Here is a 26659-nt window from a genome sequence, read left to right as displayed (position 1 = left end):
GCACGCGCGAAGTCGTCGCCGCGGCGCTCGAACAAGCGGGCGTGCATGCGGGCGAAGCCATCGAGATCGGAAGCACCGAAGCGATCAAGCAGCTTGTCGCCTCAGGCTTCGGCGTCGCCATTGTCTCCGTCGCGGCGGCGAAGGATCAGATCGCCCTGGGCGTTTTGAAACCGGTGGAGATGGCTGGACTGGCGATCAGCCGCCCCCTCTATCGGCTTCGCGTGACAGGGCGTTCGCTGCCGCCCGCAGCTGCCGAATTCGAGCGCATGCTTTTCGGTGAATTGGCGCTCCCAAGGGGAAGGCGAACCGTCCGATGAGAAGGGAGCTTGCGGCGTCCGCGCGTGGCGTTCTCCGTGCTGGCCGCCGACGAGCCGCCGGAGCGCCGCGACGTGTGGCCAAGCCTGTGCAATATCGCCGCACCCTCTCAAAATCCTGTTATCGAGGTGGTAATTTTTTGAAGCCCTTTCTATTTCTAATGTCGTGTCGAGACGGTCGTCTTTTGATTCTCGACCGCCTCTTCCCCCATCGGTGCGCGAAAAGCAGCGCAGGCTCAGGAGAGCCGACATGAACAATATCCTCACGTCATCAATCGTGGTTGTTTGCCTCGCGGCGAGCGCCCCGGCAAAATCGCAAGAATTTTTCGCGAGCGCTTACGCCCGTCCCGCGGAAATGGTCGACGGACTCGATGTCGGAACGCGCATCGATGGCGCCGACATATTTGCTCCGGCGCGAGTGACTGTGGCGCAAAATTGTCACGCGGGAACCGCGTGTGGGCGGCGCGTGGTCGCACACTAGGGATTGAGCCGGGGGGTCTTCGGGTCCGATCGAACAGCCCTTGTTTAACGCGTTCGGGCTCGCTGCGAACGAGGTTGATTCGTACCTTCGCATACCCGGGCCAAACGCCCAGTCTACGCTTGCCAAAAGTAGAATTAGGAATAGCCTTTCAGCCCCGCGGCGACTGCCAATATGGCCAGCTCAACTGCCCGTACGAAGACACCGTATTTTGCGGATGGCTCCTGGGTTCACATGACGGCGAGCCGATGGTGGAGGCGGACATTGACGTCGGCGCCGATCGAGCGCTGACGTCGCATGGAAACTCGTCAAACAAATGGGCCGATGGCAGATTGCAACCGGCTTCAGCGCGAGGCCGAAGCGCCTGGCAGGAAGAAGAAGCTGATGGCCATGACCAGATAAATCGTCAGCAATTGCGCGCCCCGAAGCCAGTCCGAGCGCCCGTCGCCAGCGACCTGACCGGTGATGAGCGTCGACAGCAGGATGAGCAGGACCAGCGAGCCCGGAAAGGCCAGGTCCATCGGCGCCGGTCCGAAAAATCGGCTTGCGAGGACCAGGATCGGCGCGACGAAGAGCGCGACCTGGACGCTCGAACCGATGGCGATGGACAGCGACAGATCCATGCGATTGCGCAGGGCGGCCTGGATGGCGGTGTGTTTGATCCCAGATTTTGATGGTGCAATCTTATCTCCTGAATGGAGGGATGCGCTATGGGGCAAATTCTTCACGGCAGCGCCACAACGACAGAGGCAAAGCCTTCCAGCGTCTTGATGTAGGTGATGTCGGTCACCCAGGCGACATCCGGCGTCTCGACATCGAATTGCCGATCGAGCGTATTGTCGACGACGACCGATGGTCGGCCGCCACAAATGCCGGGGCGGCGCTTGTAGCCGATCTCGGCCCGAATGCCGGCCAGACGGGCCAGGCGCGCGACAAGGTTCGGGCAACAGGTCTCGCCTTGATAGACGAGATCGTCGTGGAGTTTGCGGTAGCCGTAGACCTTGCCGCTGTCCTTCCAGGCATCGCGGAGCAGGTCGGTCTGGCGTGCGTCCTCATTGGCTCGCTCGCTCATGGGAGCCTTGAGCCAGGCGTAGAAGCCGCTCGGATGGATGCGCAGGCAGCGGCACATCGCCCGCACCGAAAACAGCGGGCGATGCTCGGCCACGAACGCGTAATTCGCGCCTTCGCGCGGCCCTTCGGGCCACTTTGCATCCTTGGCGAAGTACGCGGCCGCTTTTTTTAGGTTGTCGCGCTCCTCGGTAACCCGCACCAGTTCGCGCTTCAGCCGGCGGACCTCAGCGGCTTGCTCGGCTTCGCTGGCGCCAGGCGGCTTGCCCAACAGCTTCTTCCCCACATAAAGCGAAGGCTGGCTGACGCCGAGCCGCTGCGAAACTTCCGCCACCCGATAACCCCGTTCGGTAATCTGACGTACCGCATCACGCTTGAAATCGTCGCTGAAATTGCCTTTGCCCATTCCGGCCGCCTTGCCTCAATTTTAGGAAAGAAGGCGTCCACGAAACTAGGGGTGATTCATAACGATATTTCAATAAGATAAGTGTTCGCAGTTTTATCCTTAGTGGCGCGCCACCGTTCCAATTTGTCTGCGAATACCTCCGCCGCTTCTAAGCGTGCAACGGACGAATTTTGCGCGCTGACCATCGGGCGCAGTTGCCCATCAGGGCCGTTGCGTCATTAGATGTTCTTCTTATGTTCTTATCTTGGGCGACGTTCGGTGATAAGCTTCTCTCTCATTTTTTGCCGAAAGCATGGAGAGGGCGGGTGAAAAGCAGGGCGGCGGTCGAACGATTTGAACGGCGGCTCTGGCGTCGGCCTTTGTCTCCCAACATTGAAATCAACGAGGACGGCCTCGTTCTCGGCGCCGGAACCATTCTTGCGCGGATGATCCGCGATCCTTTCAACCGGGCAGGCTCTTCTGCTCGACGGCGACCAGCTTCGTCTTCTCGCCCTTCTTGCCGCCGCTTATGGTCGATCGCCGCCCTCGGATCTGCTTGTTCATCTGGAAAGCGCCGCGCGTTTTTGGAAGCAAGGCGACAAAGCGCTGGCGAACATAAGATTGGCCTTTGCGCGCCTGCCAAGGCTCGATGATCGAGCAGATACCTATCGGTTGTTCTTGGCGGAAAGTCTTCTCGATGAGGGTATGGCGCCGGACGCCGTGATGAAGTTGCTCGATGTCGCGGCTCCGCAAGTGACATTGACGAAATATGATCCCTATCAACCGCGCGTTCCTGCCGGGAATGGCCGCAACAGCGGGCAATGGACATCGGGAGACACGGCGGCAGAGCCAGTGCAGCCGAAAGCTCGCGCGACCACGGCGGTAGCCGGAGTCGCCATACCCGCCGCAGGAACTCTGGCGGAAGGTTTGTTCAGTTCCGTGGAAACCAGTTCGTTTCTCGCGGGACTTGGAGCCCTTGCGGCGACGATCGGGACTGGCGCCGTTCTTGGCGCGGCGATTGTCTGGCCTGGAAAAAGCGTGGTTTCGGAGGGAGCGGTTCCTGGCGATCCCGACCTGCGCTATTCCCTCAACAATGACGAGGGCTCTCTGCGCTTGCTGCGGCAAAGCGAAGACGGTTCGGAGACGATTGCTATCGCGCATCAGGGGCGCGACGGGATTTTTTCGAGCTTGAGACGGGGACGCCCGTCGCGCGCGCGATCGGCGGCGGTCTTGTTTTCGACGGCGCAGCGCTCGCGGATGTCGCGGACGAATCGCCGGCGCGATCAGGCGCGGCGATCGATGCCGGCGCGCAAAGCCAGACCGATCAGCCGCAGCTTTGTCCTGATCCGAGCCCGATGTGCCGCATGGCGCTTCGGACCGCGCCATCGCCTATCAGGAGCAGATCAGCGCTCTGAACAATCCCCAACGGCCCTTGCCGCCGGGGCTCGCCGCCAGCCTTATCAATCCGGAAACCGGGAAATCCGTGGTTTTCGACGATTGCCGCGAGAGCGACGGAACAATGATCGAGGCTAAGGGGCCGGGCTATGCGGAAATGATGGAAAAGGCCTCTTTCTACAGAGATGTATTTTCCGCGGATTGGCGGAAGCAGGCTAGCAGTCAAATAGCGGCGAGCGGCGGCCGCGACATCGAATGGTTTTTCGCGGAGCCGGAAGCTGCCGACTTCGCGCGCGACATCTTTCGCGATTCGCTGAATGAAAGAATCAGGATTTTCCATGTTCCCGCCAGAGCGCCATGACACAGCGGAGCCAATCAAAATGCGCGAAGTCATCACCACCAGGATCAACGGTTATTTCATCACTGCCTCGTGGGGGCCCCGAGCGGAAACGCCTCAGGATATTGCAGCGCGATTTTTTCGAATGATCGACGGTTTCAAGTCAATCAATCCCATTTTTCGTCAGTGGACCTATGACCGCAACAACGATCTGCAGGCGCATCGTGGAGATTTTGCCGACTACATCGCCAGCAAGATCGAACGTGACGATTTCGGCGATATCAATCCAAATTCGGGCTATTGGTTCGGCGTGCGGTCGCCCGACGATCTCGCGTCTGACCGACGCTTTTCCATACAATGCCATGCTGGAAAGAGCATCGGCGTCAATTTCGCAAATGACGTCATTTTTAGACAAGATACATGGGTTCAGCCGACGGCGGAATTCAACAGCTACAGCATTTTCCGCTCAGCATTGCTCGCCATCGTCGATGCCTGGATCCCCGAAACCGTCGAGGCCAATTGCCACTGGCTGGTCCAACGCAAGACATACGATTCCCATTTTCGCCCGGCATGGATGCGTTATCTCTGCCCGGCGCTGGCGCAGCAGGCCAAGCCGCCCGCGTCCGCAATCGTTGAATATTTGCCCAATGGCGGAATTTTGCTATCCGCGACGGAGCAAACATTCGATGTCGACAATCCACAACATGTCGCCGCCGCCGAAGAGATTGCCGCCGCCCTCGAATCGCTTCGTCCGGGGTAGATTTCAATACCCACGTACGGACATGCGGACTTGAACCAGAACCGCGCAAGGCCATGTCAGAACTTACAAGGGAATTTCAATGACATAGGTGTTCGCAGTTTTATCCTGAGTGGAGCGCCAATAAAATCAATCAATTGGCGTAAGTCGCTCAGCTTGTGTCCAATAATCGTCCAATATCGAAGGGCGGATAAAGGCGGATTTTCGCAAACTGTCGCGGACGACCTGGCAAGCTATCCGGCAAGGCGGAAGCGGTCTTGGCGCTTTGGGCCTTCCCGACGCCCCCCTTTCCCGGGCATGCCCGACGCTGGCGCTACGGCGTCCTTTTCTCCGCGCGCTTCTTGCCGCCAGCAAGGCTCATTTCCCGCGCCCTCGGCTCAGCCGCCGTGGCGTGGCAGGGCCAGTCCCCAGCGGATTGCCGCGCCCCGGAGCGCAAAGCCGGCGGCGGCGGCCGTGAGCGACGCCGTTGGCGCCGAGACGCCCAAGGCGTCAAGGCCGACGAAAAGCGCGGCGGCGAGCAGGGCCGCCGTCACATAGAGTTCGTTGCGTAAAAGGATCGAGGGCAGGCCCGCCACGACGTCGCGAATCACGCCGCCCATGCAGGCGGTGACAATTCCCATGGCGGCGGCCGGCAGAGGCGCAATCCCGACGCTCAAGGCCTTTCCTGCGCCAAAGACGGAATAGGCGGAGAGGCCGGCGGCGTCGAACCAGTCGAGCGCCCGAACAGGCCACCAGCGCAGCGGGACCAGCCAGACTGCGACCGCGACCGACAGACATATCACCAAGGGCGCCGGGTCGCGCATCCAGAAGACGGGCGCGCCGATGAGAATGTCGCGCATTGTCCCGCCGCCGATGGCGGCGACAATGGCGAAAAAGCAAGCGGCAATAATATCGAGCCGTTGGCGCGCCGCGACTAAAGCGCCCGAGACGGCAAAAACGGAAAGTCCGGCGAGATTCAGCCAGCGCAACACGGGTTCGATTGTGGCGAGGGTGATTTGGGCGTCCATGCCGACGGTATAGCACGGCCTGGCGCTCGTCGCTGATCGGGCAAACAAAAATGCCCGCCAGCACGTCCATGGCGGGCGGTTTTCAGCCCGCACGACGTCGATCCTCGAAATCGTGACTGAACCTTCAGGGCGAGCAATCGTTCTTGCGGATAGGGCGGACGTCCCCGCCCGAACGTCAAACAAGGAGTGAGGATCGCCATGCAGGAAGTCGAAATCCATGAATACGCGCGGCGTCTGTTCAATGCCCATGGGGCGAAGGCCGCTGCGGAGGCCGCTCAGAAGGCACGTTCCTGTGAGGAAAGCGGCAAAGGCGAGGACGCAAAGACCTGGCGGCATGTGGAGGCGGCGATCAAGCAGATGCTGGGCCCGCACCAAAGCTAAGGGGCAGAGCTGCTCCCGGTTCGCGAGGCGAGTTCCGCCAAGGAAGGGCTATTGAGCGGGCGCCGGACGCCGGGGGCGCCCAGCCCAGTTGATCGATCTCCCTCAATCAAATGCATCGAATTCGAGGCGAATCGAGTTGGAATGTGGATTGGCGGAATAGAGTAGCTACCATGCCTCACCTGTCGGGAGGCTTCCGGGCGTCGCCCGACTTCAGCAATATCCCGACGCCGCTGCACGGCGGCGCCATAGCGCCTTTGAGTAGTTTCCGAGTCTGGCGGCTATTTTATCGACGATTAGGATTCGCAAATCGCATTCAAACCACGAAGGATCTCGAATTATGGCCAACCCGACCGTGGAGCAGACCTCCAAAGCAACCGCCGACGCCCTGTCCAAGAGCACGGACGCCGCGCAAAAGATGATGAAAGACAGTTCCAATACTCTGGCAGAAAGCGGAAAAGGCTCTGCCGCCGCCGTTCAGGAACTGACCAAAGCCTATCAGGAATTGGCGGAGCGGAATGTCAAGAACCTCACCGCCGCCATGGAAGCCCTTAGCGCGGTGAAAAGCCCGGCGGAGTTTATGGAATTGCAGCAAAAGCTGATCAAAGATGGCCTTGCAAAGGCCGCCGATGATAGCCGTCGCATCGCCGAACTGACGAATGCCGTGTTCACTGCCGCTTTCGAGCCCGTAAAAAAGCAGATCGAAGCGGCGCAGAAAACCCCTCGGACATAGGACTGGATTTCTCGTCGATCCATTTGCACGACAAGCAAAAGTCCCGATCTCAAATAAGTGAAGCGAAATCATCGGGTCGTTCGAGGGGCGGCCCGAGCCGCATGAAGGCGTCGGCGAGGCCGGACGTCACCATGGGGCGATCTCCGGGGAGCCGCGCCCAGTCAGCGGCGCGCTTCGCCGACGGGCGCACGCATGACGGTCTTATGGAGCGTTAAACAGTGACGCACGAGATTCGGTCGCTCTGCAACAAATTGCTTGAGCGGCGTCTCGATGTCGTAAAAATGAATATTGGCGATAAAGCCATAGACGGCCGCGTCGACGCTGGTCGGCTTTGCGCCATGGATGAACGCGCCCTCGGGAATGAGGTCGGCGAGGACGCCAAGATCGGCAAGGCCGCGCTGGTAGGCCGCCTCCGGCGCGTATCGGCCTATGCCCTGGAAATGGTAGCGCTGGAAATTGAATTCGCGGGCCTTGGCCAATCCCTCCTCGGTCAGGCTGGGGTGCTCCCTCAGCAGCGCCGCGCGGAAGGCCGGCCAGTAGCGTTCGTCCTTCCAGCGCGAAAAAGACATCACCCAATAGAGGTCGTCGAGCAGGCGGGTCACGAGCAGGCTCAGGTCTCGCTCGCGCGCGCCCAATGCGGCGTCGATCGTCAGGCTATATTTGCGGATCAGATAAGCGATGATGGTTTCGCTGTCGCCGATGGTTTCGCCATCGTCGACGATAAAGGGCAGCTGTCCGCGCGGCGCGGACGAGGCGTCGAACAGATGCTCATACGCGAAGGGCAGGCCCACGAGGCGCAAAAAGGCGAACACCTTCAAGCCATAGCCATTATTGTCGGCCACGCCGAAAAGCGAGGGATAGGAAAAAAGCGTGATCATGGCGGAAGTTCCTGGCGCGAGGCCGCGAGCGCATCAGGTCGCATATTGCGCGAGGCCGTTGCCGAACGACCAGTTTTCCTTTTTCACCTCAACAAGGCTGATGAAGACGTCTTCGGTGCGCATATGCGCCCGGTCGCGGAGGCCATCGGCGACGGCCTTGTAAAAGGCCCGCTTCAAATCGACGGAACGGCCTTCGTTCAGCGTGATCTGAATGATGATCGCGTCCGGCGAACGCTGGATCCCGAGATAGGTCGGGTCAATCAGCAATTCGCCGCTTTGGTGTTCGGAGATGATCTGAAAGCGGTCGTTCTGCGGAACATTGAGCGTGGAGATCATCGCGTCATAGATGACGTCGGCGATGATCCGGCGCTGTTCCGGCGTTCTGCCCTTCAACATGTCGATGCGAACCAGAGGCATGATATTTCTCCCGCAGCCCATTCGGAAGCGAACTGGCCGCTTGCGATCATATGCGATCGGGGGAGATTTGAGAAAGCCGAGTTCGGCTCGCTCGTCAGGCCTGCGGGCGCGGCGCCTTGGCCGGACCGAGGTCCACCTGAATTTCCTCGCCCTCGACGCGCAGTTCATAGGGATGCAGCACGTTGCGGACGAGGTGGGTCACGCATTTGCCGCTGGCGCTGTCGAAGCCCCATTGATGATGCGGGCAGGTGACGACCTTCCCATTGAAGGTGGCGTCGGTCAGAGGCACATCCGCATGCGGACAGCGCCCGCGATAGGCCTTGAGCTCGCCGCCGGTCGGCCAGACCAGCAGCACGCTCTTGCGGCCGGCTTGAAAGATGCCCATGCCGCCTTCCTTGACGGCGTTTGTGTCACAGACGAAGGTGAAAGCCATCGGGATCTACTTCTAAAAATGAAGGTCTGGCCGAAACAGGCAAGTTGCGGGCCAGCAAAAAACCTGCCGGGCCGCGCGGCAAGGGAGGGGATTGTCGCGAAAGTGACGTCCCGCCCAATCCGTTTTGCGCCATCCGGAGGCGGACGGATTTGATCGCGCGCCGCGATAATGGAACCCACGGACGCCGCAAGATGCGCAACGGATGGTTCGCTTCCTTCCTCGCCCGGCTCCGCGATCCGCGCAGTCGCTGGCTCAGAATTCCCATCGGGCTGGCGCTGCTGTTCGGCGGCTTGTTCGGCTTTTTGCCGATTTTGGGATTCTGGATGGCGCCGCTCGGACTTTCCTTGCTGGCGATCGACTTTCTCTGGGCCGAGCGGATGTTGCGGCGCCTGAAAGGCGCCGCGCGCCGTCTCCGTTTGCACGTCGGGAAAATGCGCCGAAGCCTTTCCGGCGGAAAGGCGAAACGGGATTAGGGAATTTGACCGAGCGGGCCGCTGCTTCAGCTCGGGCTGCGCGGCGGCAGCATCCGCGTCAGAACGTCGTCTTTGCCGATAAAATGATGATAGAGCGCCGCGAGCACATGGGCGGCTGCCAGCCCTATCAGGGCGAAGGACGCCAGTTCATGGAGTTCGGTCAGGGGCCGGTAGATGTCGGGCGTCCGCTCGAATGGCGACGCGATCTGGAACAGGCCGAAATCCAGCCCGCGACCTCGGTAAAGCAAGGTTGGAATGCCGATCAAGGGAATCGCGATCATCAGCAGGTAAAGCGCGATATGGGCGGCATGCGCCGCCAGGCGGGCGATGGGAGTCATGGATTGCGGAAGCGGGGGCGCCGGATGGGTCGCCCGCCAGTAGAGACGCGCGAGCGACAAGACCAGAACGGTCAGGCCGATCAGGGAGTGCAAGTTGATGACCGCGCCCTTGATTTCCTTGGGGAAATTGTCGACCGTCAGGCCCAGACCGAAAGCGATGACAATGAGGATCGCGATGGACCAATGGAGCGCGATCGCAACCGCGCTATATCGTTGAGCAAAAGCCATCATGGCCTCCATTTTGAAATTATGAGCATAGGGCGGTTGCGTCACCGCGCATTGACACGTCGCAATGCCAATCGACGAGGTCAAACCCGTGTCGTTTCATCAATATGAATATAGCACCGGCACCTTGGCGTCGGTCAGCATCAGGCTCGTCGTTCCGCCGATGACATGCTGGAGCAAGGCCGCGTGGGCGAAAGCGCCCATGACGAACAGGCTGGGACGCATCGCGCAGAGATGATCCATCAGGGTTCGACCGGCATCGGCGTTTCTGAGCGGCAGATCCGTGACGCTCACCTTCGCGTCGTGACGGCTCAAATGGCGGGCAAGCTCGGCGCCGAGGACTTCGCCACTATGATCCGGCGTCACGCAGACCACTTCGACCCGCCCGGCCTTTTCCAGCAGCGGCATGGCGTCGCCAACCGCGCGGGCCGCCCTTGCGCCGCCATCCCACGCGACAACGACATGATCGAGCAGGGGGCCAGCCTCCCATTCGGGCGGAACGATAAGAACCGGACGGCCGGCACCGAACAGAACCGCTTCGATCAGGCTTTCCTCTGCGGACAGGACGCCTTTCGACTTCGGCGCGATCACCAGGTCGCAGACACGCGAAGCCGCGATGGCGGCCTTTCTCGCGGCCGCCGGCGCCAGTTGCGCGACAGACCAATCCGCTGTGATTGCGGCCAGGCGCGCGGAGACTTCGAAATGGTCGCCAAGGCTGGTCGCCTTGGTAAGGCGCTCGTCATTGATCTGGTCGATAATTGCGTCGGCAAGGGGTAACAGCCGGCCAATCGGAAAGTCGACCAGTTGCGGAATTCCGAGCGCAGACAAATGCGCGCCTTCCCGGCGAGCGAATTCAATGGCAAATTCGACCACCGCGTTCGGTTTGGCGTCTTCGTTGACGTTTACGAGGAGCTGAATGGTCTTGTACGCCATGATTCGTTATCCGGGTTTCAGGCATTATGCAGGCGACGAGATTGGGAGCCTAGCAGGGCCGCCGCGTTGCGTTGAATCAATTCGCGCCGCGACCAAATCGGCCTAGAGATCGAAGAGGATTGGCAGGTGGCACAGGAAAGCGAAGAGCTGGACGTCCCCGGCGCGCCCTCGCGGGAGCTTGGCGAGCCGCCTGCGTTCATGTCCCCCGACGAGGCGAAGCGTTGCCTGGACAGCCGTCTCGGCCGCCTTCACGCCCGCCAGCGCATCGGAATCGAGAAGGACCACGAAGCGCAGGTTTTCGGTCAGGGGCTGACCTTCCTGCATATCGAGAATCTTCCCTGGTCGCATGCTCTGATCGAAATGGTCCTGCGCTTGACGGGGACCTATTGGCGCGGCCACGCGAACGCCGCCAGGGTTGAGTTGCGCGAAAATATCGTCGCCTCGCACAAGATCCCGCCCGCATTCGACGGTTTTGCAATTCTGCATCTTTCCGACCTGCACGTCGACCTGAGCGAACGGGCGATGCGGCGGGTGACGGAGATACTCTCCGATCTTCCCTATGACCTGTGCGTGATGACGGGCGATTATCGGGGCAAGACCTTCGGCTCTGCCGACGCCTGCCTGCGCGGCCTTTATCGCCTTCGCCAGGCGTTGCGCGGCGACACCTTCGCCGTGCTTGGCAATCACGACACCATTCTCCTCGTCCCGGACCTGGAGCGCATGGGCGTTCGGATGCTGTTGAATGAACATGTCGCCATCGAGCGCGGCGGCGCCCGGATCTATCTCGCCGGCGTCGATGACGCGCATTTTTTTCGCGTAGACAATCTCGAAGCCGCCGCAGACGAAATCCCGCCGGAATCCTATTCGATCCTGCTGTCCCACACGCCCGAAATCTATCGGCAGGCCGCTCACGCGGGCTTTGACCTCATGTTGGCGGGCCATACCCATGGCGGCCAGATCTGCCTTCCCGGCGGCGCGCCGATCACCATCGACGCGCATATGCCGCGTCGGCTGGCGCGCGGCGCATGGCGCTATGGCGAGATGGACGGCTATACGTCGGTCGGCGCCGGCGCCAGTATCGTGCCGGTCCGTTTCAACTGCCCGCCGGAAGTCACGTTGCATCGGCTCAAGAGCCTTGGCTGAGCAAGAGCCTTGGCTGAGGGGCGTCAATAGGGCTCGTCGCGAAGGCCCATCGCATGGGCGCCGCGTGAAACGATCACCTGGCCGCAAAAGAAGACCAGCGTGACAATGACGATTTCGGCGACGCCAATCGGTATCGCAGCCCGGGCGGCGAGGACGCCAAACAGGGCTTCGGGAATTTGATCGAGGCCTCGCGCCATGCTGCTTGACCGCATCCTAAGCCGCCGTTTGATGAAGCTCGACGTCAGATCGCCGGCCATGGAGCCGGCCGCCGTCAAGGCGCCGATCCGCCAGTCGAGGCCGATTGGCGGCGCCGCAACCGCGCCGCAGAAGATCGCGCCCGCGACGCCCCGTAGCGTCTTGGATTTGCCGAGCAGGGGCTCGCCGTCTCGGAGCCGGCAATCGAAATCGAGCGGCCATGCGAAAGCGCCGCCGAAAATTCTCTTGATCACGACGGGTGCGCTATTGGCCACGGTCAGCAAGACAAGGAGCTGCAAGATCAGAGCAAGGTTCATTGCGCTCGCGCCTTTCCGAAGCAATGCGCGTTTCGCGCATGGTGGCGTAGTCCTCAACGCCCGACAAGCGAGCTTGACGTTGACGGCGCCCTTGAACCGCGCCCATTGCGGCCGAGCCTGGATCGCATCATTCTTGCGTTCACGAAAAAACGGCGGAATTGTTCATAATTATTGCAAGCGGGGAACGGGGAACTATTGCGCAAGGCAAGCGCTCCGGTATCATGAAAATGCAGAAAATTTCCGTCATTGATTGCAGCGGCTTTCGTCGGGTCGCCATCTGGGGTTATCCGCGAATTCCTATCGGAACAAGGAGTTGACATGTCCTTGGGCAGTTTCGGCAAGGCGTTCAGCGTCAGGGCGCTGGCGATCGCCATTTTTCTCGCTCCGATGGCTGTGATCAGCATTCCGGCGCCGTCGGCGGAAGCGCAATTCTATTTCCGTATTCCTTTCGGCCTCCGCTTTCACGGCGGCGGCCGTCACCATCACTATTCTCATAGCGCGCGCGCTGGCCGCCATCACAGCCATCATGCGCGCGCCCCGAGCCGCAGCCATCGCTCGACCGCGTCGTCTGGTGGCGGTGGCGGCAAGAGCGGCAGGGGTCTCATGGGGACGACCGACTGAGGGGCGCAGCGAAGGACGCCCGCGTCAGCGCCGGCGCTTTGCGTTCAATTCATTCAGGGCGTCCTGTGCTTTGGCCGCGAGTTGCGGGTCGGCGGCTTTTGCCGCTTCCCCGTACCAGCGCCGCGCCAGTTCCACATCTCGCGGCACGCCCGAGCCCGTTTCATAGAGCCAGGCCAGATTGAACTGCGCGGGCGCATAGTTCATGTAAGCGGCCTTGGAAAACCAGTCGGCGGCCATGCGCGGGTCCAGCGGCACGCCATTGCCCTTCGAATAGAGAACGCCGAGATTGTAGCAGGCTCTCGCCTGGCCCGCTTCCGCGGCCTTGCGATACCATTCGGCGGCGGCGCCAGCATTCTGGGCCCCGCCAAATCCGCCTTCGAACATTCGCCCGAGATAGAACTGGCAATCGGCGTCGCCGTCTTTCGCGCAGGTTTCGGCGCGTTCGCGCGCCGAAGCGAAGTCTTTTGTTTCATAAGCCGCGACGACTTCTTTCGACGTGTATTTGCGTTCCTTCGGAACTGGCGTCGATGGGGGCTCGACTTTTACCGGCGGCGTAACCGTCACCTGCGCGGGGGCGCCGGAGCCGGCGCTGTCGGCGGGCCGTTTGACTTCCGCCGCCGCCTGCGCCGCTCCGCCGCCGCCATTCGGCTCGGCGGCGACGTCAAAAGGGGGCCGGCTCCCTCCCGAGCCCAATTTGGTCGCGCCGCTGGAATTGGGAGCCGACGTCGGCTTGTTTTCGGCTGCAGGAAGGAAATAGGGATTCTGGCTTTGCCGCGCGACCTGAGGCGCGACGACGCCGACGGCCTTGGTCGACCCCAGATCCGCAGTCTTCGTACCCGTGTCGCGGGCGCTCGGCCAGAAGATGATCGCAGCCGCGAACAGGAGCGCGGCGGCGACGCCGACCGCAACGCCGCTCAAGGCGAAGGGGAGATCGCTCTTGCGCACCGACTGCGAGACGCGCGACGCAGCCGAAATAAGGGGCTGCGAATGCGCCGTCATGGATGAGCCGATGAGCCGCGTGACGCCATGCACGATATTCACGGCCTCGGTGCGCGACGCTGGCGCTCCCAGCGCCTGCTTGAATTCCGTGATCGTGGCAAATCGATCCTCGCGCCGTTTGGCCAGCGCCTTCATCAGGGCGCTTTCCACATGCGGCGGTATCCCCGGCGCGCGCCGCGACGGCAGGACGGGGGCATTGTTGATATGGGCCTGCATCAGGTCGTAATCGCTCGACGCTGAAAATGGCACATCCTTGGTCAGCATCTCGTACAGCACGATTGCGAGGCTGTAGAGATCGCTCCGTCCGTCGGCTTCCTGGCCACGGCACTGTTCCGGCGACATATAGGCGAGCGTCCCGACCACGCTGCCGTCGCGCGTCATCCGCTGCGATCCCTGCAGGCGGGCGATGCCGAAATCCATGATCTTGAGCAGGCCGCCGCCCGTCAGGATCAGGTTGGCGGGTTTGATGTCGCGATGAACGATGCCCATTTCATGCGCGTAGGCCAGACCGTCCGCCGCTTGTGCGACAATCGCGAGCGCCTCCTCTGTCGTGAAGGGCGTTGCGCGGTCCTGCAGAATGGCTTCGAGCGTGCGGCCGCGCACAAGCTCCATGATCATGTAGAGATGACCGGCTTCCTCGTGGAGCGTGTAAAGCGTCGTGATATTGGGATGATTGAGCCGCGCGAGGCTCTTCGCCTCCATGCGGAACCGGTCGACGAAGGAGCTGTCATTGACCAGCTCCGGCCGCAGCGATTTGATCGCGACCTGCCGATCCAGAATCGTGTCATTCCCAATATAGACGCGGCCGATTCCTCCTTCGCCCAATTGGTCGGTGATCTCGAATTGTCCAATGCGGCGTGTCTGGCTCATGGCTGCCTCGCAAAAGCCGGCAAGCGGCGGGTCGCGCGGCTGACGTCGTCGGTATCGCCGGTTGGGGCGTCAAAGGCCTTGATTTGGCGAGTTTCCGTCGATGTGCGGTCGCGGGGAGTTTCGCCGGTCGAAGACAGGCGGAACACCCCAACGGAGACATTGTCATGCCCGCCCGCGTCCAGCGCCTTTTGGATCAAGGCCGCGCAGGCGTCGCCCGGCGCAAGGCGCCCCGCGATTTCGGCGATGACCTCATCCGAAACCAGCCCATGCAGGCCGTCCGTGCACAGGATGATGGCGTCGCCCGGCGCGATGGCGAGACCCTCCGTCCAGATTTCCGGCTCGACGTCAGGCTTGGTTCCCAGCGCCTGCAGGATGATGTTGCTGTGGATGCTGATCCGGGCCTCTTCGGCCGTCATGTCGCCGTCGCGCACCATTTTCGCGACCAGCGTCTGATCCTGGCTGAGCTGGGTCAGCGCCCCGTCGCGCAGCAAATAGGCGCGACTGTCGCCGACATGGGCCAGCCAGACCCGGCCGCCGCGAACCGCGAGCGCGGTGCAGGTGGTCCCCAGGCCGGCGCTCTCGGGATGTTGCTGGCCGTAATCGAGGATCGCCTCATTGGCCGCGTCGAAGGCGTTGCGAAGCAGGTCCGGCGCCTCGCCCGTCAAGGAAAAGAACACGCGGCGCACGACTTCGGACGCCAGCGCGCTGGCGACTTCGCCGGCCGCATGCCCGCCCATGCCGTCGGCGACGAGCAACAGGCTGTCCTTGTCGTCCGTCGTGGCGTCGCCGGCCGGCATGACAAAGGCGACGGCGTCCTCGTTCAGGGTGCGAACGCGGCCCACATCAGACAACATCGCCCCCGCAATCCGAAGCCTTGCCGATTGCGGAGAACCCGCCGCGTTCGTCATGCCTACTGCGCCCTTTGAGGGTTGAGGAGATAGCGCCCATGCTTGATCGGCACGGCGTAGCTGACACAGGCGTCGCCGAGAATACACCCGCCATAGGTGAACAAGCCGACGACCTTACCGGAGGAATTGAACACCGGCCCGCCGCTATTGCCGCCGCCCGTGGTGTTGATGCCGAGCTGGAAGGCGTCGCCCAAGGTTCCGCGCACCACCGTGTTTCCGGACTGGGTCGTTTCCACGCCAAGCTTGGAGACGATGCCTTCCGTGACCGTAGGCTCGGGGATCACTTCCACGCGCGACCGCCGCTGGCCACGCTCTGAAGAACTTTGCTCCATCAGCGTCGAAGTCGAAATTGCGGGATAGCCGAGAACGATCATCCGCTCTCCCACCTTGACACTGTCATCGGTGGCAAGCTCGACCGGCGTCAGCGCCTGGGGGCTGTCGATCTTGATGAGTGCGGCGTCCGCGAGCGTGGATTCCCGCACGTTCGTCGCATTGATGCTCAGGCCGCTGCCTGGGAAGCGCACTTCCAGGAATTCATTCTTCCCGAACAAGCTGGCGTTGTTCGAGGGCGTCGCCATATCCGTGCCCCGCAAGCTGCCTGACAAGACATTCGCAGTTCTTGAATTGAACAGCACGCCGCCGTCTTCCGCCGGAATCCAGCGCCTGATTTCGCCCGGCAAGCTCTTCAGCGACACGACCTCGATCAGCGGCTTTTTCTTCTCGAGCGGCGTGATGATGAAGGCGTTCTGGATGCCATAATTTCCAAGATAGCGCTCGGGTTCCGTCTGAACCATCCATCCCGCCGCGACATGCTTGTTGGTCAGGATGAAGCCCTGCTCGTTGACGACAAAGCCACTGCCCGCCGCAACATGCTTGACTTCATAATTATGGTGCTCTTCGTCCTCGGTCGTGAACCAGGGATAGATCTTGCCGCCGATTTTGAGATAGGCGGGAAGAGTCGTTCGCTGCTGTCCATCGCCAAAGGTAAAGGCCTTGTGGAAAATCGGCCGCCCGGTTTCCTTGTCGAACAGCCGCCAGCTGAAGGTGATCCAGACTGTCGAATTGCCATATTTGTTGACGATATCGCCCGCGCTGGTTCCAAGCTGCTGGAGCACTGGATGAAGCTGCTGCGACGCTGACGCGGACGCCTCCGCCGCGACTTTCGCGGCCTGGGCTTCGGAGTCCTTTTGCAGGCGCCAGTAAAGGGCGCCGCCGCCGACCACCACGAAGGCGATGATCGCTGCGACAGCTTTCTTCCAGACTTCGCTGGTCTTTTTTCTTTCGTCCGAAAGCATCGTCAGGACGGTATTCTTGCCGATCGCGGCTTTGGCGGGCGCCTCCGTCTGTGAGGTCGGGCTTTCCGTGGAGGCAGTCGCCGCCGCCCGCGTCACCTTCGCGTCCACGGCCCTTGTGGCGGTGGCGTCGACCGCGCTCATCACCCGCGTGCGCGCGGCCATGTTGTCGGGGCGCGGCTGCACGTCGAAGGAGAATTTGGGACCGCCCTTGCCGAATTCGACTGTGTCTTCCGGCAGCAATTCCGTTTCGCCATGGACCTGCTGGCCATTGACGAAGGTTCCGTTGCTGCTGTTGAGATCTTCAATCGCAAAGGACAATGGATCCTTGTTCTTGACACGCAGGATCGCATGTTTGCGGCTCACGACATCGTCTTTCGGGTCGTCAAACCTGACAGAGGAGCCGGCCTCGCGGCCAAATGTTATTTCCGTGGTGTCGGCGAGCGCGAATGGGTCAATCTGATTGATCTTGGCGCCCGAAATAAAGCGAAGAATGATTTGAGTATTAGACTTTTCCGACATTGCATCCCCCACGAACGCCGCTCATGGCCCCGCCCCGAACCATCAATGCCTTTTTCTATGTATTTCCGATGACCGCGAAGGGCTCTCTGGCGAAATTTGCAACGCGCGGCGGTCCAGCATCCAATGGCAAAGCTTTTGCCAAAACGCATCGAACCGCGAGAAGTTCCGCGCTTTTTAAAGGAAATTGTTTTGTTTCAATTCGATCGCCGGACTTCGTCGAATGTCCGGATTTTGATCCGCGTCCGCGGCAACGCCGATTAGCCGCAGTGAGCATGAGGCGGTTCATGGCGAGGCTGATTTAGGCGAGAGTTCGCTAGACGACCGATGCAGCCTTGCGCGTCAATTTTGCTTCTTCGCTCTCGGCTTCGACCGGTTCAAACCGCCGTCGGTCAGCGCAGAAGTTCCTCATAAGCGGCGATCATGTCGTCGTATCGAAGCGAGTCCGCCAGCGCCTTGGACTTCGCGCACCATTGCCGATAGGCGTCAGGATCATCGAGAGTCCGGCTGATCGCCTCAGCGAGGCCGCGATCGTCCGCCGGATCGACCAGCATGCCGCAAATCGCGCCATCGGCCATCGTGATGGCCTCGACCTGCTCGGGCACATTGGACACGATCAAAGGCAGATGCAGCTTGGCGGCCTCAACCAGAGCGAGGCTGTGGCCCTCGAACAGGCTCGGCTGGGCGAAGATGCCGCCATTCGCCAGCAAGGCGAGCGCTTCCTCGCGCGGCTTGTGACCCAGAAACTCGACTTTGTCCTCGACCTTCAATTCCTGTGCGAGGGCCTTAAGCGATTGCATATCCGCGCCGCCGCCGACGATCAGGATCTTGACGTCGCGCAGATGCGTCGCCGCACGCAGCAGGACGGGATAGTTCTTCTGGCGCGAAAGGCGTCCCGTCGCGATCACGGTTCTTGGAATGGACGTCCGTTCGCCCCGCTTTTCGACCAGTTCGGCCAGCGCCTTTTCAATGCGCGGCGGCAGGGCGTTGCGGATCGTCCGGCATTTGGCGCGATAGGCGGCGGGCTTTTCCTTGAGAGACTCCCCCACGGCGTCCGACACTGAAACGATGGCGGAAACATTGCGCCATGCGCCAAGCCAGCTGTCGATCGTGGTGAAGACCTTGTTGTGGGTCTGGATCGGCGAATGATGCGTGATGATCACGCGCGCCTTGGGCGCGGCGAGCGCAGCCCCGAATATGGCGGCGATATTGGCGGCGGGCAGGGCGCTGATCACGGCGTCAGGCGAGCTTTCGCGCAATTTGCGCAGAAGGGTCCAGGCCAGGCGCAGCAAGCCGAAAACGGATTTCGGCTTGGTCTGGACGACGCAGGACCAGTCGTCTTCGCCGGGCTTGGGCGGATCGGCGAGCGGATAGAGCGCGAGCAATTTGACTCCCGCGTTTTTCACGGCAAGGCCGTGGCCGATATCGGCCATGATTTCCTGCGCGCCTCCGGCGGGATAATGCGAGACCATCATCACGATTTGACGCGGCTTCGTCGCCGGAGCGCTCGAAAGCCGCTCGCTTGAATGGGCGTGAGAGTCCGCCACCAGCGCTTCAGTCACATTTGCCTCCAGCGGTTGAGCATTTCCTTCGGCCTCGGCAGGGCCCCGCTCGTGCTTATTCATAGCTTGTCGAAAGCTTCTTGATGGCAAGGGTTCCGGCACCGCGGCGGACTTCCACGCCAAGGCCCATGCCATTGAAATATTCGCGGCCGGTCAGCACCTGCGCGGCGACCAGCTGATCGAGGATCGCCTTGATGTCGATGGTGTGCGAGAGCAGATCCGCGCCGCCCTCCGGGATAATCAGGATGTCATGGCCATTGGCTGCGCGCTTGTCGACGCTGACCGTCCATTCGATCCCTGACGCCTTGATCTTGCCGACCTGTGTGGAGCTGCGCGCGTAATCATGCGAATAGCCCGGCGTATGGAAGAATATCTCGACTTCAAACAGCTTGTTGTCGAACTTTCCCGGTTCGCGCGTCAAAAAGAAATCATTGATGACGTCGAATCCGTCCAGGTCGCCGCTGATCGCGAGGTCGAAGCTTTGCGTCAACGTCTTGATGTCGCCGACCGCTTTGGGCGGAACCGGCTGCGGAACGACCGTGTCATAGTAATTGCCGAAATTCACCGCGAGGAAATTATAGACGCCGCGCGAGGGCGGCGGCCGGTCGGGCCAGGACCAGGCGATGGTCTGGCCATGGGGATAGGTCTCGCGGTTGTAGGCGAGACATTCCCAATAACCCTGTCCCTCGACCAGCGCGCCCTTATTCCAGGGCGCGAGATAGGACATGTAATGGCCCTGCGCATGGGGCTGCTTGTCGCGGATAAAATCCTGTGAGCCCGCGCATTTGTCCTGGACTTGCGCGAATGCGGCTTGGGGGGCGGCAAAGAAGGCGGCGCAAAGGAAAAGCGGCGCCAGATTTGTCAAACTCAGCTTTGCGGACATGAGGTTGCGGCCTTTCACGGGGTGGCGCGGCTCTCGACCGCGGGGAGCGCGACGGCGCGGTTCAGGTCTGGAGAAAAAGCCGCGAGTTGCGACCTGATGCGCGCAGCAAGATAATCCGATCCGCGATCGCTCAGATGATCGGTGTCGAATTGCAGCGGAGCGCCGTCGGCCCGTGTTGTGCAAACGCCGTCCGGGCACAGGGCGTTCCGAAGCGAAACATAGGACACGCCCTGTTCGCGAGCGAAAGCCTCCATGATCTCATCCAGGCGCAAGCTCGATGCGGTGAGTGAGGCGGCGGGCGTCGCCTTTCCCCCTGTCTGCATTTCGCGCGCGATCAGGCGCGGCAATTCGGTCGAATATTCGGGCATTGGGCCGATCAGGACGACAGGCAGGCCGCGCGCGCGCAAATTCGCGATGGTGTCGCGCAGATCGTCGAGCCATTCGACTCTCCAGCCCGGAGCGGCGCCGACCCGGCCGAGGTTCCAGCGCCCGACCAGCCACACGGCCGAAAGCTTACGCTCGTCCGGCAGGGAGCGGAAGGCGAGATCCAGCAGCTTCGCGCAATAGGCGGGGGAATCAGGCTGCGTGACGACCAGCGGCGGGCAGCCGACGCCGGAAATCTGGAGAATATTGGCGCCGCTGAAGACATCGCGCAGGCCATGCGCCAAAGCAGCCGCATGGCTGTCGCCGACGACCAGAATATTCGGCTTGCCGGGGAGGGCCGGTAGGCATGACCTGGCGTCAAAATCGGCGAAACCATGCTCCCGGGTCAGGAAGCAGGTTCCGACGCGGAATTGCGGAACCTGATCGTAATCGAGATATCGCGTGACGGCCAGAACGTCGGGCGCATAGCGGTTCGGCAAGCCGGCGGTCGCGGTGAGGACCAGCCCGCCCAGGCAGAGCGCGCCAGCGCCGGCGACGACGCTTCGAACCAGCAGGCGCGGGGGAACGAACGAGCGGTTGCGGGTGGGCTGTTCGATGAAACGCCAGGACAGGGCGGCGGCGACGAAGGACAGGACGATGACGCCGCCACGAGCCACGACCTTGGATTCGGAGCCGGGAATGAAAGGCGCGATCTTCTGGATCACGAGAATGGGCCAATGCCACAGATAGAGCGAATAGGAGATTTTGCCGACAAAGCGCATGGGCGCCACGGACAGCATCCGCGAGACGGGCGTCGTCTGGACGCTGCCTGAATAGAGCACGGCGCCCGCGCCCAAGCAGGGCAGGGCCGCCGCCAGACCGGGGAAGGGCATGGTGGAATCGTAGAAATAGATCGCATAGGCCATGGCCAGCAGGCCGGCGCCGCCGATGGCTGACACGAGCGCGCCCGAGGGGCGGAAAGAATGGCTGTCGCGCCAGCGATATTCGAGCGCCAGCAAGGAGCCGAGAAGCAATTCCCATGCGCGCGTCGGCAGGGAATAGAATGTCCCGATCGGCCAGATATGCACAAGCACGGCGCTGGACGCGAGTGACGCGACGAAAAGCGACGTCAGGGCGATCAGCGTGGTCCGTCGCCCGCGCTTCAGCGTAAATTGCAGGAGCAGGGGGAAGAAGAAATAGAACTGCTCTTCGACCGAGAGAGACCAGGTGTGCAGCAGAGGCAGCTCCTCGGCCGCCACGGAGAAATAATTGGTCGTCATCCAGAAATAGATATTGCTGACCGAAAAGATCGCGGCGATCAGCGCCGCGCCGAAATTGCTGGTTTCGGCGGGAAATGCGACGGCGACCACGACGCATGTGACGATGACGAGAAGGACGAGATAGGCCGGCGCGATGCGGCGGGCGCGGTTGGTGTAGAACCGGCCGAGCGTGAAGGTCCCGTTCGCTACGCCATCCACGATCCCGAGGCTGATCAGATAGCCCGAGATGACGAAAAACACGTCGACGCCGACAAATCCGCCCCTGAGCACGGATTGCGCGACGTGAAAGATCACGACCGCCACAACAGCGATGGCGCGCAGGCCGTCAATGTCTGAGCGATATTTCAGCTGCAATAGGCGACATCCCAGGTGTTCGATACAATCCGGCCCCAGTCCAGCTCCTGCTCCGCCAATTGGCGGGCGCCTTGGGAGAGCCTGCGCCGTAGATCGCTATCGCTTGCGACGCGGCGGATCGCTTCGGCGAGCGCCTCGGAATCGCCGGGCGGCACCAGCAGGCCATTGCGATCCTGCGCGACAATATCGCGCAAGCCGCCGACATCGCTGACGATGGCGAAACGGCCATTGCCAAGCGCCGCCGCCAGCACGCCGCTTTGCGTCGCGTTGAGATAGGGCAGCACCACGCAGGTCGCGGCCTGGATTTCCTCGATCAGGCGGGAGGCGGGAACGAATTCGTTCTCGATGTACACATTGGGATGCGTCGCCAGTTGCGGCGACAACAGATCGAGATCCGGCCCTTTGCCGACGATGCGGAAGCGGAGCGACGCGCTCAAATCCGACAGTTTGGCGATGGCGGCGTTCAGCACGCTCAGGCCCTTGTAATGCTCCATGCGCCCGAAACAGAGGATGACCATCTGGCCATTTTCGGCCGGAGCGTCCGGCGGCCCATCGCGCAGGATGACGCCATGCGTGGTCGACATGACCGACTGGCCGGGATGATCATGCAGGCTGAGATAATCCTTGTGGCAACTCTCGCCGTGGACGAGCACGACATGCGCCCAACGGCGGATGATGTTGCGAAACACCGCCAGCCGCTTGACGATGGCGGCGTCACGGCCGGAATGGGGCTTGGGGTCGTGGACTGTCAGCACAACCCTGCAGAACGGCCGGAAACAGACGACGACGCAGGCGCAGATCAGGGCGCGGATGAAACCGGACGGCTCCTGAATATGGATGACATCGGGCCTGAAGCGCGCCAGTGCGGCGAGGATTGGCGGGATTTCCCACACGGAGCGCAGAGGCGTGTCGCGCAATTCGAGCGTTGGCGCGACAGGCGTGGTCCGGTCGGCATATTCGCTGGCGAGACGCGTCCGGTCGATCAGCAGCAAAACCTTCGCGCGACCGGCGACAGCATTGGCCAGGTTCAAGGAGTATTCCTGAAAATGCGGCGCAATGACTGCGATTTTCTTCAAAACAAACGCTCCTCGAAAGGGTTGGAACCGCAAGTTCGCCGGCGGGGTTTCGCCTCTTCCGATGTCGTGAAGACCAGCTGGAAATCGATCGGCGCGGCCGCTCAACGGGCCGGTTGCATTGTCTCGCGCAGGAAGGAGACAAGTTGCCCGCGCTCGGCCGATTCTTCATTCGTCGGGCGGCGCAAGGTATGCGCCTGCCGCAGGGCGGTGCCGAGGCTCGCGGCGTTGTTTGCGATGTAAATGCCCGGCCGTCCGAAGAGCAGGGAGGCGGTCGCCAATTGATGGTCGTTGCGATGCTCTCCCAGCGTGGCGGCGCGGGGGAACACGACGATGGGTTTCCGAAAGCGCTTCGCGGTCAGAACCGAACCGATGCCGGCATGGGAGACGATGACGGAGGCTTCCGCCGCGCGCTTGTCGAATTCGACGGCGGTGAGCGACGAGGTCCAATGCATGTTCTTTGGCTGATATTTGCCGAATCCGATCTGGCCGACGACTTCCTCGTCCAATTCGGGAACGAGATCGTCGACCAGCTTGATGAGCCGGTCGAAGGGCAACTGCGTGCCTACAGTCAGAAAAATCATAGCACCGACCCATGATATTCGGGCCCCTTGGCGACAGCCAGATGCGGCCATTGCGTGAGCCAGACGTTCACGAAGAAGCCCGCAAGGCGCCCGGACAGCGACAGGCGTTCCGCATTTGCGACGCTGTCGACCCAGATCGTCTTGGCGCCGAACAGGGAGGCGAGAAAGAGGACGATCAGGCCGGGCGCCGCCCCGGTCGACACGACGACGCGCGGACGGATGCGGCGGACAAGCTTGAATGCGGCGACAATCGCGCGAGCGAGGTTCAGCGGCTCCCGCGCATTGCAATCGGGGATTACGAGGCCATCGAGCTTATGTTTTGTCAGGAAGCTCTCTTTAGTCGTGATGAAAAAGACGTCCTGATCGGAGAAAGCGGGATAGAGCTCCATCATCTGTAGCCAATGGCCGCCACCAGAAGCCACTGCAATGATACATCCTCGCTTCTCCATTCCATAACCCCAGCTTTGCGGCCGCTTACGTCGAAAAATCCAGGGTATTTAAAGAAAACTTTATTGAATACCCTAATTATTATTCTGCCATGCACCCACATCTCTGCACAAGCTTAAACTTTCGTTTCGACAAAATTGTGTCGGGAGTTGCGGATTTCACATGACGATGCACTGCATTTGCTGCGCGCATATTATGCTGGCCTAGCTACATTTGTCGTCAATCTGATGAAATTTAGTTCGTTATTTCATGCAGACCTAGCCGCGCCGCTTGGTTTCGCGGCGTCGCCTGTGCGTTCGGTCTCTGATGCGCGCGTGCGCGGCCGAATAAAATCGGGCGCGAGGGGCGCCTTGGCGTATTGCTTCGGCGCCAAGCGAACCGAACGTCAGGCAGGCAAAACGACGTCCTTGAAACGGCCGGAGACGCCTAATGCTCGGTGTAATACCGGTTCGTGTTGACGCCGTAATGGGATTCGATCTCGCTGAGATATTTTGGATCGATGCCGTTCAGGATGGAGCCAATGATCTTCGGTTCGACATTCTCGGTCCGGATCGCTTCATTGACCATCCGGCGATCGGTTTCGCGCCATTTCACGACGAACACGAAACCATCGACATTCGGCGCCAAGGCGCGCGCGTCGACAACGGGCACGACCGGCGCGACGTCGAGGACGATATATTGATAGGATTCCCGCAGCCTGGCGAGCAGATTGGCCATGCCTTGCGACGAGATCGCCTCGCTGACGCCCGCGTCGAATTGGCGGACCGCGCAGGGCAGCAAATCCAGTCCTGTCGCGGGGTCCCGCAAAATGATTTCGCCGAGACGGTCGGGGGACTGGATCGCCTCCAGCAGTCCGGCGTTGACTCTGGTCGCCAGCCGCGAGGTGAGGGCGCAGGTGCGCAGATCGCAGTCCACGACCAACGTGGATTTTCCCGATCGAGCCAGTATCTGTGCGAGGTTGAGCGCCACGAGCGTCTTGCCTTCAGCCGGCGCCGAAGAGATCACGCCAATAATTTTGCCGCCGGGGAGTGTTCGGCAGGCTTCGTCGAGCACGATTTTCACATTGCGCAAGGTTTCGGCAAAGCGAGAGAATGGCGATTCAATCGCGTAACGATCGGCTCCATTGGCGACAATCGACGCGCCGGCCGCCTTGCCGGCGTTGGCGTCCGCGGCGCCCGGCTTGACTTGAGGCAGATTGCCCAGGAACCGGAGCCCCGTAAAATCGCGCAATTCGCGCCCGCTGACGAAGCTGAGGTCCAGCAATTCGCGCCCGACCACGATCGCCGCGCCCAGGAGCAGGCCCGCCAGAACGCCGGCAGGGAGGATCATGACCGGCTTGGGGCTGTTCGGCTTCAGGGGAGGCACGGCTCGCGTGACGATACGCGCGTCGGAGACCGGAAAGGTTTCAAGCTGCGACGCATCCTGGATCTTCTGAAGATATCCGGTCAGCAAGGCGCGCGAGGTTTCGGCGCTGCTCTCCAGATCCCGAAGCTGAACCTGAGCGATGCTGGTGGGGCTGCTGTCCGTGATGACCTTGTCGATGCTTGCCTCCAGCGATTGCTGACGGCTCAACTGCACCTTGTAGTCGTTTTCATAGGAATCGATCAGGCGGGCGGTCTCCGAGCGTATGGCGTTCAAAAGCTCGGCCATCTGGCGTTCGTTCGACTTCACTGCGCCATGCTGCGCGCCGTAGCGCGAGGCGATGTCGCCCGATTTCGCCATGAGGTCCAGATATTGCGCCCGCAGCCGGGCGATGACCGGGTTGTTCATGGCGTCGGACACCGTATGCGCCCCGGCCGGGTCCTCGGACGCCTGACGCGCGCTGTCCAGCTTCGCCTTGGTTTCGGCGACGCCGGCCTTGGCGAGCACCAGTTGCGAATTGAGGTCGGCGACCTGCTGATCGCTGACGAGGCCGCGGCTGGTGTCGACGATGTGGTTTTTCGCCTTGAATTCCTGCACGGCATGATCGGCTGCGAGCGCGCGCTTGCGGATTTCAGTGAGTTGGCCTTGCAGCCAGGCGCTGGTGCGGCTGGCCGCAAGATATTTCCCTTCCAGCGAATGCTTCTGATAGCCCTCTGCGACGGCATTGGCGATATTCGCCGCTTTCTGGGGATCGACGGACTGGAAGTTGATGTCGATGAGATAGGTCAGCGCCGCGCGTTTGATCTTGAGCCGCTTGGAGAAGACGGCGAGCGCGCGCTGAACGGGATCGTCCTCGACATCCGCCTTGCCCAGCAAGCTCTTCGCCGACGAAACAGCGCCGGCCACATAGGACAGCATTTTGGGAAAGAATCGCTGCGGACGGCCGACGAATTCCGGGTCGTTCTGCAGGCCGAGCGCTCGGATCACTTCTTCGCCGAAGCCGTCGGAACTCAGGACTTCCACCTCGGAATCGACCAGATTATTGTCGATCGCTTCCGCCGCGATTTCCGCTCCGCCGCCGACGCCTTTCGACTGCATCGCGCGGCTGGTGCTCGTGTCGATGATGATCTGGGCGTCGCCTTCATAGAGCGGGGTTTCGACGAACAGATAGCCAATGGCCAGGAGCGTCGTGATCAAGGCGGCCGTGAAAATCAGCCGCCGGCCACGGACCAAGGTCGACCAGAGGTCCAGCACGTCGCGCGGACCCGTGAATGCGGCGGGCGCGGAGCTCCTGGATCTCATGGAGGCGGTCTGGTTCGCGCTGGTCATTCAATGGCA

General features: G+C 61.5%; 27 protein-coding genes and 1 pseudogene. 8 read left to right on the top strand and 20 right to left on the bottom strand.

The annotated features are described in order from the left end of the window. Nucleotides 1–317: LysR substrate-binding domain-containing protein (locus QZ409_RS07655; RefSeq protein WP_296708871.1), on the top strand; the 317-nt coding region annotated here is incomplete at its 5' end. An 819-nt stretch (nucleotides 318–1136) separates the two neighbouring features. On the opposite strand, the gene QZ409_RS07650 is transcribed toward QZ409_RS07655, so the two are convergent. From QZ409_RS07650 to QZ409_RS07640, 3 genes and pseudogenes are all read right to left on the bottom strand, one after another. Continuing rightward, complete coding sequence (locus QZ409_RS07650) at nucleotides 1137–1520, bottom strand: hypothetical protein (protein WP_296708867.1); 384 nt, start codon at nucleotides 1518–1520, stop codon at nucleotides 1137–1139. Nucleotides 1521–1522: 2 nt separating this feature from the next. Continuing rightward, nucleotides 1523–2266 (bottom strand): annotated as a pseudogene (locus QZ409_RS07645) (IS3 family transposase); the annotation flags it as partial. Nucleotides 2267–2707: 441 nt separating this feature from the next. Next, nucleotides 2708–3406: a hypothetical protein gene (locus QZ409_RS07640; protein ID WP_296708863.1), complete on the bottom strand. Its 699-nt coding sequence runs from the start codon at nucleotides 3404–3406 to the stop codon at nucleotides 2708–2710. 196 nt (nucleotides 3407–3602) lie between these two features. On the opposite strand from QZ409_RS07640, the gene QZ409_RS07635 reads away from it, so the two are divergent. Both QZ409_RS07635 and QZ409_RS07630 read left to right on the top strand, forming a co-directional pair. Next, nucleotides 3603–4001, top strand: coding sequence for a hypothetical protein (locus QZ409_RS07635; protein WP_296708861.1), 399 nt, complete (start codon nucleotides 3603–3605; stop codon nucleotides 3999–4001). Between the two features lie 19 nt (nucleotides 4002–4020). Next, nucleotides 4021–4737 (top strand): Imm52 family immunity protein, encoded by a 717-nt coding sequence (locus tag QZ409_RS07630; protein WP_296708859.1) that lies wholly within the window; start codon nucleotides 4021–4023, stop codon nucleotides 4735–4737. 374 nt (nucleotides 4738–5111) lie between these two features. On the opposite strand, the gene QZ409_RS07625 is transcribed toward QZ409_RS07630, so the two are convergent. Next, the gene (locus QZ409_RS07625) at nucleotides 5112–5741 is read right to left on the bottom strand and encodes a trimeric intracellular cation channel family protein (RefSeq protein WP_296708857.1); all 630 of its coding nucleotides are present in this window, start codon (nucleotides 5739–5741) and stop codon (nucleotides 5112–5114) included. 198 nt (nucleotides 5742–5939) lie between these two features. On the opposite strand from QZ409_RS07625, the gene QZ409_RS07620 reads away from it, so the two are divergent. After that, on the top strand, nucleotides 5940–6122 hold the full coding sequence (locus QZ409_RS07620; protein ID WP_296708854.1) for a hypothetical protein: 183 nt from the start codon (nucleotides 5940–5942) through the stop codon (nucleotides 6120–6122). 337 nt (nucleotides 6123–6459) lie between these two features. After that, nucleotides 6460–6852 carry a phasin family protein gene (locus QZ409_RS07615; protein WP_296708851.1) on the top strand — a complete coding sequence of 131 codons (393 nt, stop codon included), beginning with the start codon at nucleotides 6460–6462 and terminating at the stop codon, nucleotides 6850–6852. A 161-nt stretch (nucleotides 6853–7013) separates the two neighbouring features. Here the strand turns inward: QZ409_RS07615 and QZ409_RS07610 are convergent, their stop codons facing one another. The 3 genes from QZ409_RS07610 to QZ409_RS07600 form a co-directional block, all read right to left on the bottom strand. Further along, on the bottom strand, nucleotides 7014–7730 hold the full coding sequence (locus QZ409_RS07610; RefSeq protein ID WP_296708849.1) for a glutathione S-transferase family protein: 717 nt from the start codon (nucleotides 7728–7730) through the stop codon (nucleotides 7014–7016). 33 nt (nucleotides 7731–7763) lie between these two features. Then, nucleotides 7764–8147 (bottom strand): tautomerase family protein, encoded by a 384-nt coding sequence (locus tag QZ409_RS07605; protein WP_296708844.1) that lies wholly within the window; start codon nucleotides 8145–8147, stop codon nucleotides 7764–7766. A 94-nt stretch (nucleotides 8148–8241) separates the two neighbouring features. Beyond that, nucleotides 8242–8580, bottom strand: coding sequence for a Rieske 2Fe-2S domain-containing protein (locus tag QZ409_RS07600; protein ID WP_296708840.1), 339 nt, complete (start codon nucleotides 8578–8580; stop codon nucleotides 8242–8244). Nucleotides 8581–8771: 191 nt separating this feature from the next. Between QZ409_RS07600 and QZ409_RS07595 the strand changes: the two genes are divergently transcribed. Next, nucleotides 8772–9053, top strand: coding sequence for a hypothetical protein (locus tag QZ409_RS07595; protein ID WP_296708837.1), 282 nt, complete (start codon nucleotides 8772–8774; stop codon nucleotides 9051–9053). A 26-nt stretch (nucleotides 9054–9079) separates the two neighbouring features. On the opposite strand, the gene QZ409_RS07590 is transcribed toward QZ409_RS07595, so the two are convergent. Beyond that, nucleotides 9080–9619, bottom strand: coding sequence for a cytochrome b (locus QZ409_RS07590; protein WP_296708834.1), 540 nt, complete (start codon nucleotides 9617–9619; stop codon nucleotides 9080–9082). Nucleotides 9620–9718: 99 nt separating this feature from the next. Next, nucleotides 9719–10549 carry a universal stress protein gene (locus QZ409_RS07585; RefSeq protein ID WP_296708832.1) on the bottom strand — a complete coding sequence of 277 codons (831 nt, stop codon included), beginning with the start codon at nucleotides 10547–10549 and terminating at the stop codon, nucleotides 9719–9721. A gap of 126 nt (nucleotides 10550–10675) precedes the next feature. Here QZ409_RS07585 and QZ409_RS07580 point away from each other — a divergent pair, with 126 nt between their 5' ends. Continuing rightward, on the top strand, nucleotides 10676–11692 hold the full coding sequence (locus tag QZ409_RS07580; RefSeq protein WP_342394828.1) for a metallophosphoesterase: 1017 nt from the start codon (nucleotides 10676–10678) through the stop codon (nucleotides 11690–11692). A 23-nt stretch (nucleotides 11693–11715) separates the two neighbouring features. On the opposite strand, the gene QZ409_RS07575 is transcribed toward QZ409_RS07580, so the two are convergent. Further along, nucleotides 11716–12204: a CDP-archaeol synthase gene (locus tag QZ409_RS07575; RefSeq protein WP_296708829.1), complete on the bottom strand. Its 489-nt coding sequence runs from the start codon at nucleotides 12202–12204 to the stop codon at nucleotides 11716–11718. A 318-nt stretch (nucleotides 12205–12522) separates the two neighbouring features. Between QZ409_RS07575 and QZ409_RS07570 the strand changes: the two genes are divergently transcribed. After that, nucleotides 12523–12825: a hypothetical protein gene (locus QZ409_RS07570; RefSeq protein ID WP_296708826.1), complete on the top strand. Its 303-nt coding sequence runs from the start codon at nucleotides 12523–12525 to the stop codon at nucleotides 12823–12825. A 24-nt stretch (nucleotides 12826–12849) separates the two neighbouring features. Here the strand turns inward: QZ409_RS07570 and QZ409_RS07565 are convergent, their stop codons facing one another. The 10 genes from QZ409_RS07565 to QZ409_RS07520 form a co-directional block, all read right to left on the bottom strand. Beyond that, a complete protein-coding gene (locus QZ409_RS07565; protein WP_296708824.1) occupies nucleotides 12850–14694 on the bottom strand; it encodes a serine/threonine-protein kinase in 1845 nt (614 codons plus the stop codon). Further along, nucleotides 14691–15548, bottom strand: a complete 858-nt coding sequence (locus QZ409_RS07560; RefSeq protein ID WP_296708822.1) for a PP2C family serine/threonine-protein phosphatase — start codon at nucleotides 15546–15548, stop codon at nucleotides 14691–14693. Before QZ409_RS07560 ends, QZ409_RS07565 begins: the two co-directional genes overlap by 4 nt. A 56-nt stretch (nucleotides 15549–15604) precedes the next feature. Beyond that, complete coding sequence (locus QZ409_RS07555; protein ID WP_296708817.1) at nucleotides 15605–17416, bottom strand: trypsin-like peptidase domain-containing protein; 1812 nt, start codon at nucleotides 17414–17416, stop codon at nucleotides 15605–15607. Between the two features lie 389 nt (nucleotides 17417–17805). After that, nucleotides 17806–18975, bottom strand: coding sequence for a glycosyltransferase family 4 protein (locus QZ409_RS07550; RefSeq protein WP_296708812.1), 1170 nt, complete (start codon nucleotides 18973–18975; stop codon nucleotides 17806–17808). 55 nt (nucleotides 18976–19030) lie between these two features. Beyond that, nucleotides 19031–19858, bottom strand: coding sequence for a hypothetical protein (locus QZ409_RS07545; protein WP_296708809.1), 828 nt, complete (start codon nucleotides 19856–19858; stop codon nucleotides 19031–19033). Between the two features lie 14 nt (nucleotides 19859–19872). Continuing rightward, nucleotides 19873–21855 (bottom strand): acyltransferase family protein, encoded by a 1983-nt coding sequence (locus QZ409_RS07540; RefSeq protein ID WP_296708805.1) that lies wholly within the window; start codon nucleotides 21853–21855, stop codon nucleotides 19873–19875. After that, nucleotides 21846–22886 carry a glycosyltransferase family 4 protein gene (locus QZ409_RS07535; RefSeq protein ID WP_296708803.1) on the bottom strand — a complete coding sequence of 347 codons (1041 nt, stop codon included), beginning with the start codon at nucleotides 22884–22886 and terminating at the stop codon, nucleotides 21846–21848. The genes QZ409_RS07540 and QZ409_RS07535 overlap by 10 nt, the downstream gene beginning before the upstream one ends. Nucleotides 22887–23032: 146 nt before the next feature. After that, the gene (locus QZ409_RS07530) at nucleotides 23033–23512 is read right to left on the bottom strand and encodes a glycosyltransferase (protein WP_296708800.1); all 480 of its coding nucleotides are present in this window, start codon (nucleotides 23510–23512) and stop codon (nucleotides 23033–23035) included. Next, nucleotides 23509–23934, bottom strand: a complete 426-nt coding sequence (locus QZ409_RS07525) for a glucuronosyltransferase (RefSeq protein ID WP_296708796.1) — start codon at nucleotides 23932–23934, stop codon at nucleotides 23509–23511. Before QZ409_RS07525 ends, QZ409_RS07530 begins: the two co-directional genes overlap by 4 nt. A 451-nt stretch (nucleotides 23935–24385) precedes the next feature. Then, entirely contained in the window at nucleotides 24386–26650 is a 2265-nt protein-coding gene (locus tag QZ409_RS07520) for a Wzz/FepE/Etk N-terminal domain-containing protein (RefSeq protein WP_296708793.1), read from the bottom strand. Between the last annotated feature and the right edge of the window lie 9 nt (nucleotides 26651–26659).

The sequence above is a fragment of the Rhodoblastus sp. genome, assembly GCF_019449565.1.
Classification (GTDB): Bacteria; Pseudomonadota; Alphaproteobacteria; order Rhizobiales; family Beijerinckiaceae; genus Rhodoblastus.
Note: the sequence above shows the minus strand (reverse complement) of the source record. Positions and strands in the feature narration are given on the sequence as shown.

Coding starts and splice junctions, on each gene's coding strand:
- QZ409_RS07640 (WP_296708863.1), bottom strand. CDS start 3,406: ATGCGCGATAGCAATCGTCTCCGAACCGTCTTCGCTTTGCCGCAGCAA.
- QZ409_RS07630 (WP_296708859.1), top strand. CDS start 4,021: ATGCGCGAAGTCATCACCACCAGGATCAACGGTTATTTCATCACTGCC.
- QZ409_RS07625 (WP_296708857.1), bottom strand. CDS start 5,741: ATGGACGCCCAAATCACCCTCGCCACAATCGAACCCGTGTTGCGCTGG.
- QZ409_RS07620 (WP_296708854.1), top strand. CDS start 5,940: ATGCAGGAAGTCGAAATCCATGAATACGCGCGGCGTCTGTTCAATGCC.
- QZ409_RS07615 (WP_296708851.1), top strand. CDS start 6,460: ATGGCCAACCCGACCGTGGAGCAGACCTCCAAAGCAACCGCCGACGCC.
- QZ409_RS07610 (WP_296708849.1), bottom strand. CDS start 7,730: ATGATCACGCTTTTTTCCTATCCCTCGCTTTTCGGCGTGGCCGACAAT.
- QZ409_RS07605 (WP_296708844.1), bottom strand. CDS start 8,147: ATGCCTCTGGTTCGCATCGACATGTTGAAGGGCAGAACGCCGGAACAG.
- QZ409_RS07600 (WP_296708840.1), bottom strand. CDS start 8,580: ATGGCTTTCACCTTCGTCTGTGACACAAACGCCGTCAAGGAAGGCGGC.
- QZ409_RS07595 (WP_296708837.1), top strand. CDS start 8,772: ATGCGCAACGGATGGTTCGCTTCCTTCCTCGCCCGGCTCCGCGATCCG.
- QZ409_RS07590 (WP_296708834.1), bottom strand. CDS start 9,619: ATGGCTTTTGCTCAACGATATAGCGCGGTTGCGATCGCGCTCCATTGG.
- QZ409_RS07585 (WP_296708832.1), bottom strand. CDS start 10,549: ATGGCGTACAAGACCATTCAGCTCCTCGTAAACGTCAACGAAGACGCC.
- QZ409_RS07575 (WP_296708829.1), bottom strand. CDS start 12,204: ATGAACCTTGCTCTGATCTTGCAGCTCCTTGTCTTGCTGACCGTGGCC.
- QZ409_RS07570 (WP_296708826.1), top strand. CDS start 12,523: ATGTCCTTGGGCAGTTTCGGCAAGGCGTTCAGCGTCAGGGCGCTGGCG.
- QZ409_RS07565 (WP_296708824.1), bottom strand. CDS start 14,694: ATGAGCCAGACACGCCGCATTGGACAATTCGAGATCACCGACCAATTG.
- QZ409_RS07560 (WP_296708822.1), bottom strand. CDS start 15,548: ATGTTGTCTGATGTGGGCCGCGTTCGCACCCTGAACGAGGACGCCGTC.
- QZ409_RS07555 (WP_296708817.1), bottom strand. CDS start 17,416: ATGTCGGAAAAGTCTAATACTCAAATCATTCTTCGCTTTATTTCGGGC.
- QZ409_RS07545 (WP_296708809.1), bottom strand. CDS start 19,858: ATGTCCGCAAAGCTGAGTTTGACAAATCTGGCGCCGCTTTTCCTTTGC.
- QZ409_RS07530 (WP_296708800.1), bottom strand. CDS start 23,512: ATGATTTTTCTGACTGTAGGCACGCAGTTGCCCTTCGACCGGCTCATC.
- QZ409_RS07520 (WP_296708793.1), bottom strand. CDS start 26,650: ATGACCAGCGCGAACCAGACCGCCTCCATGAGATCCAGGAGCTCCGCG.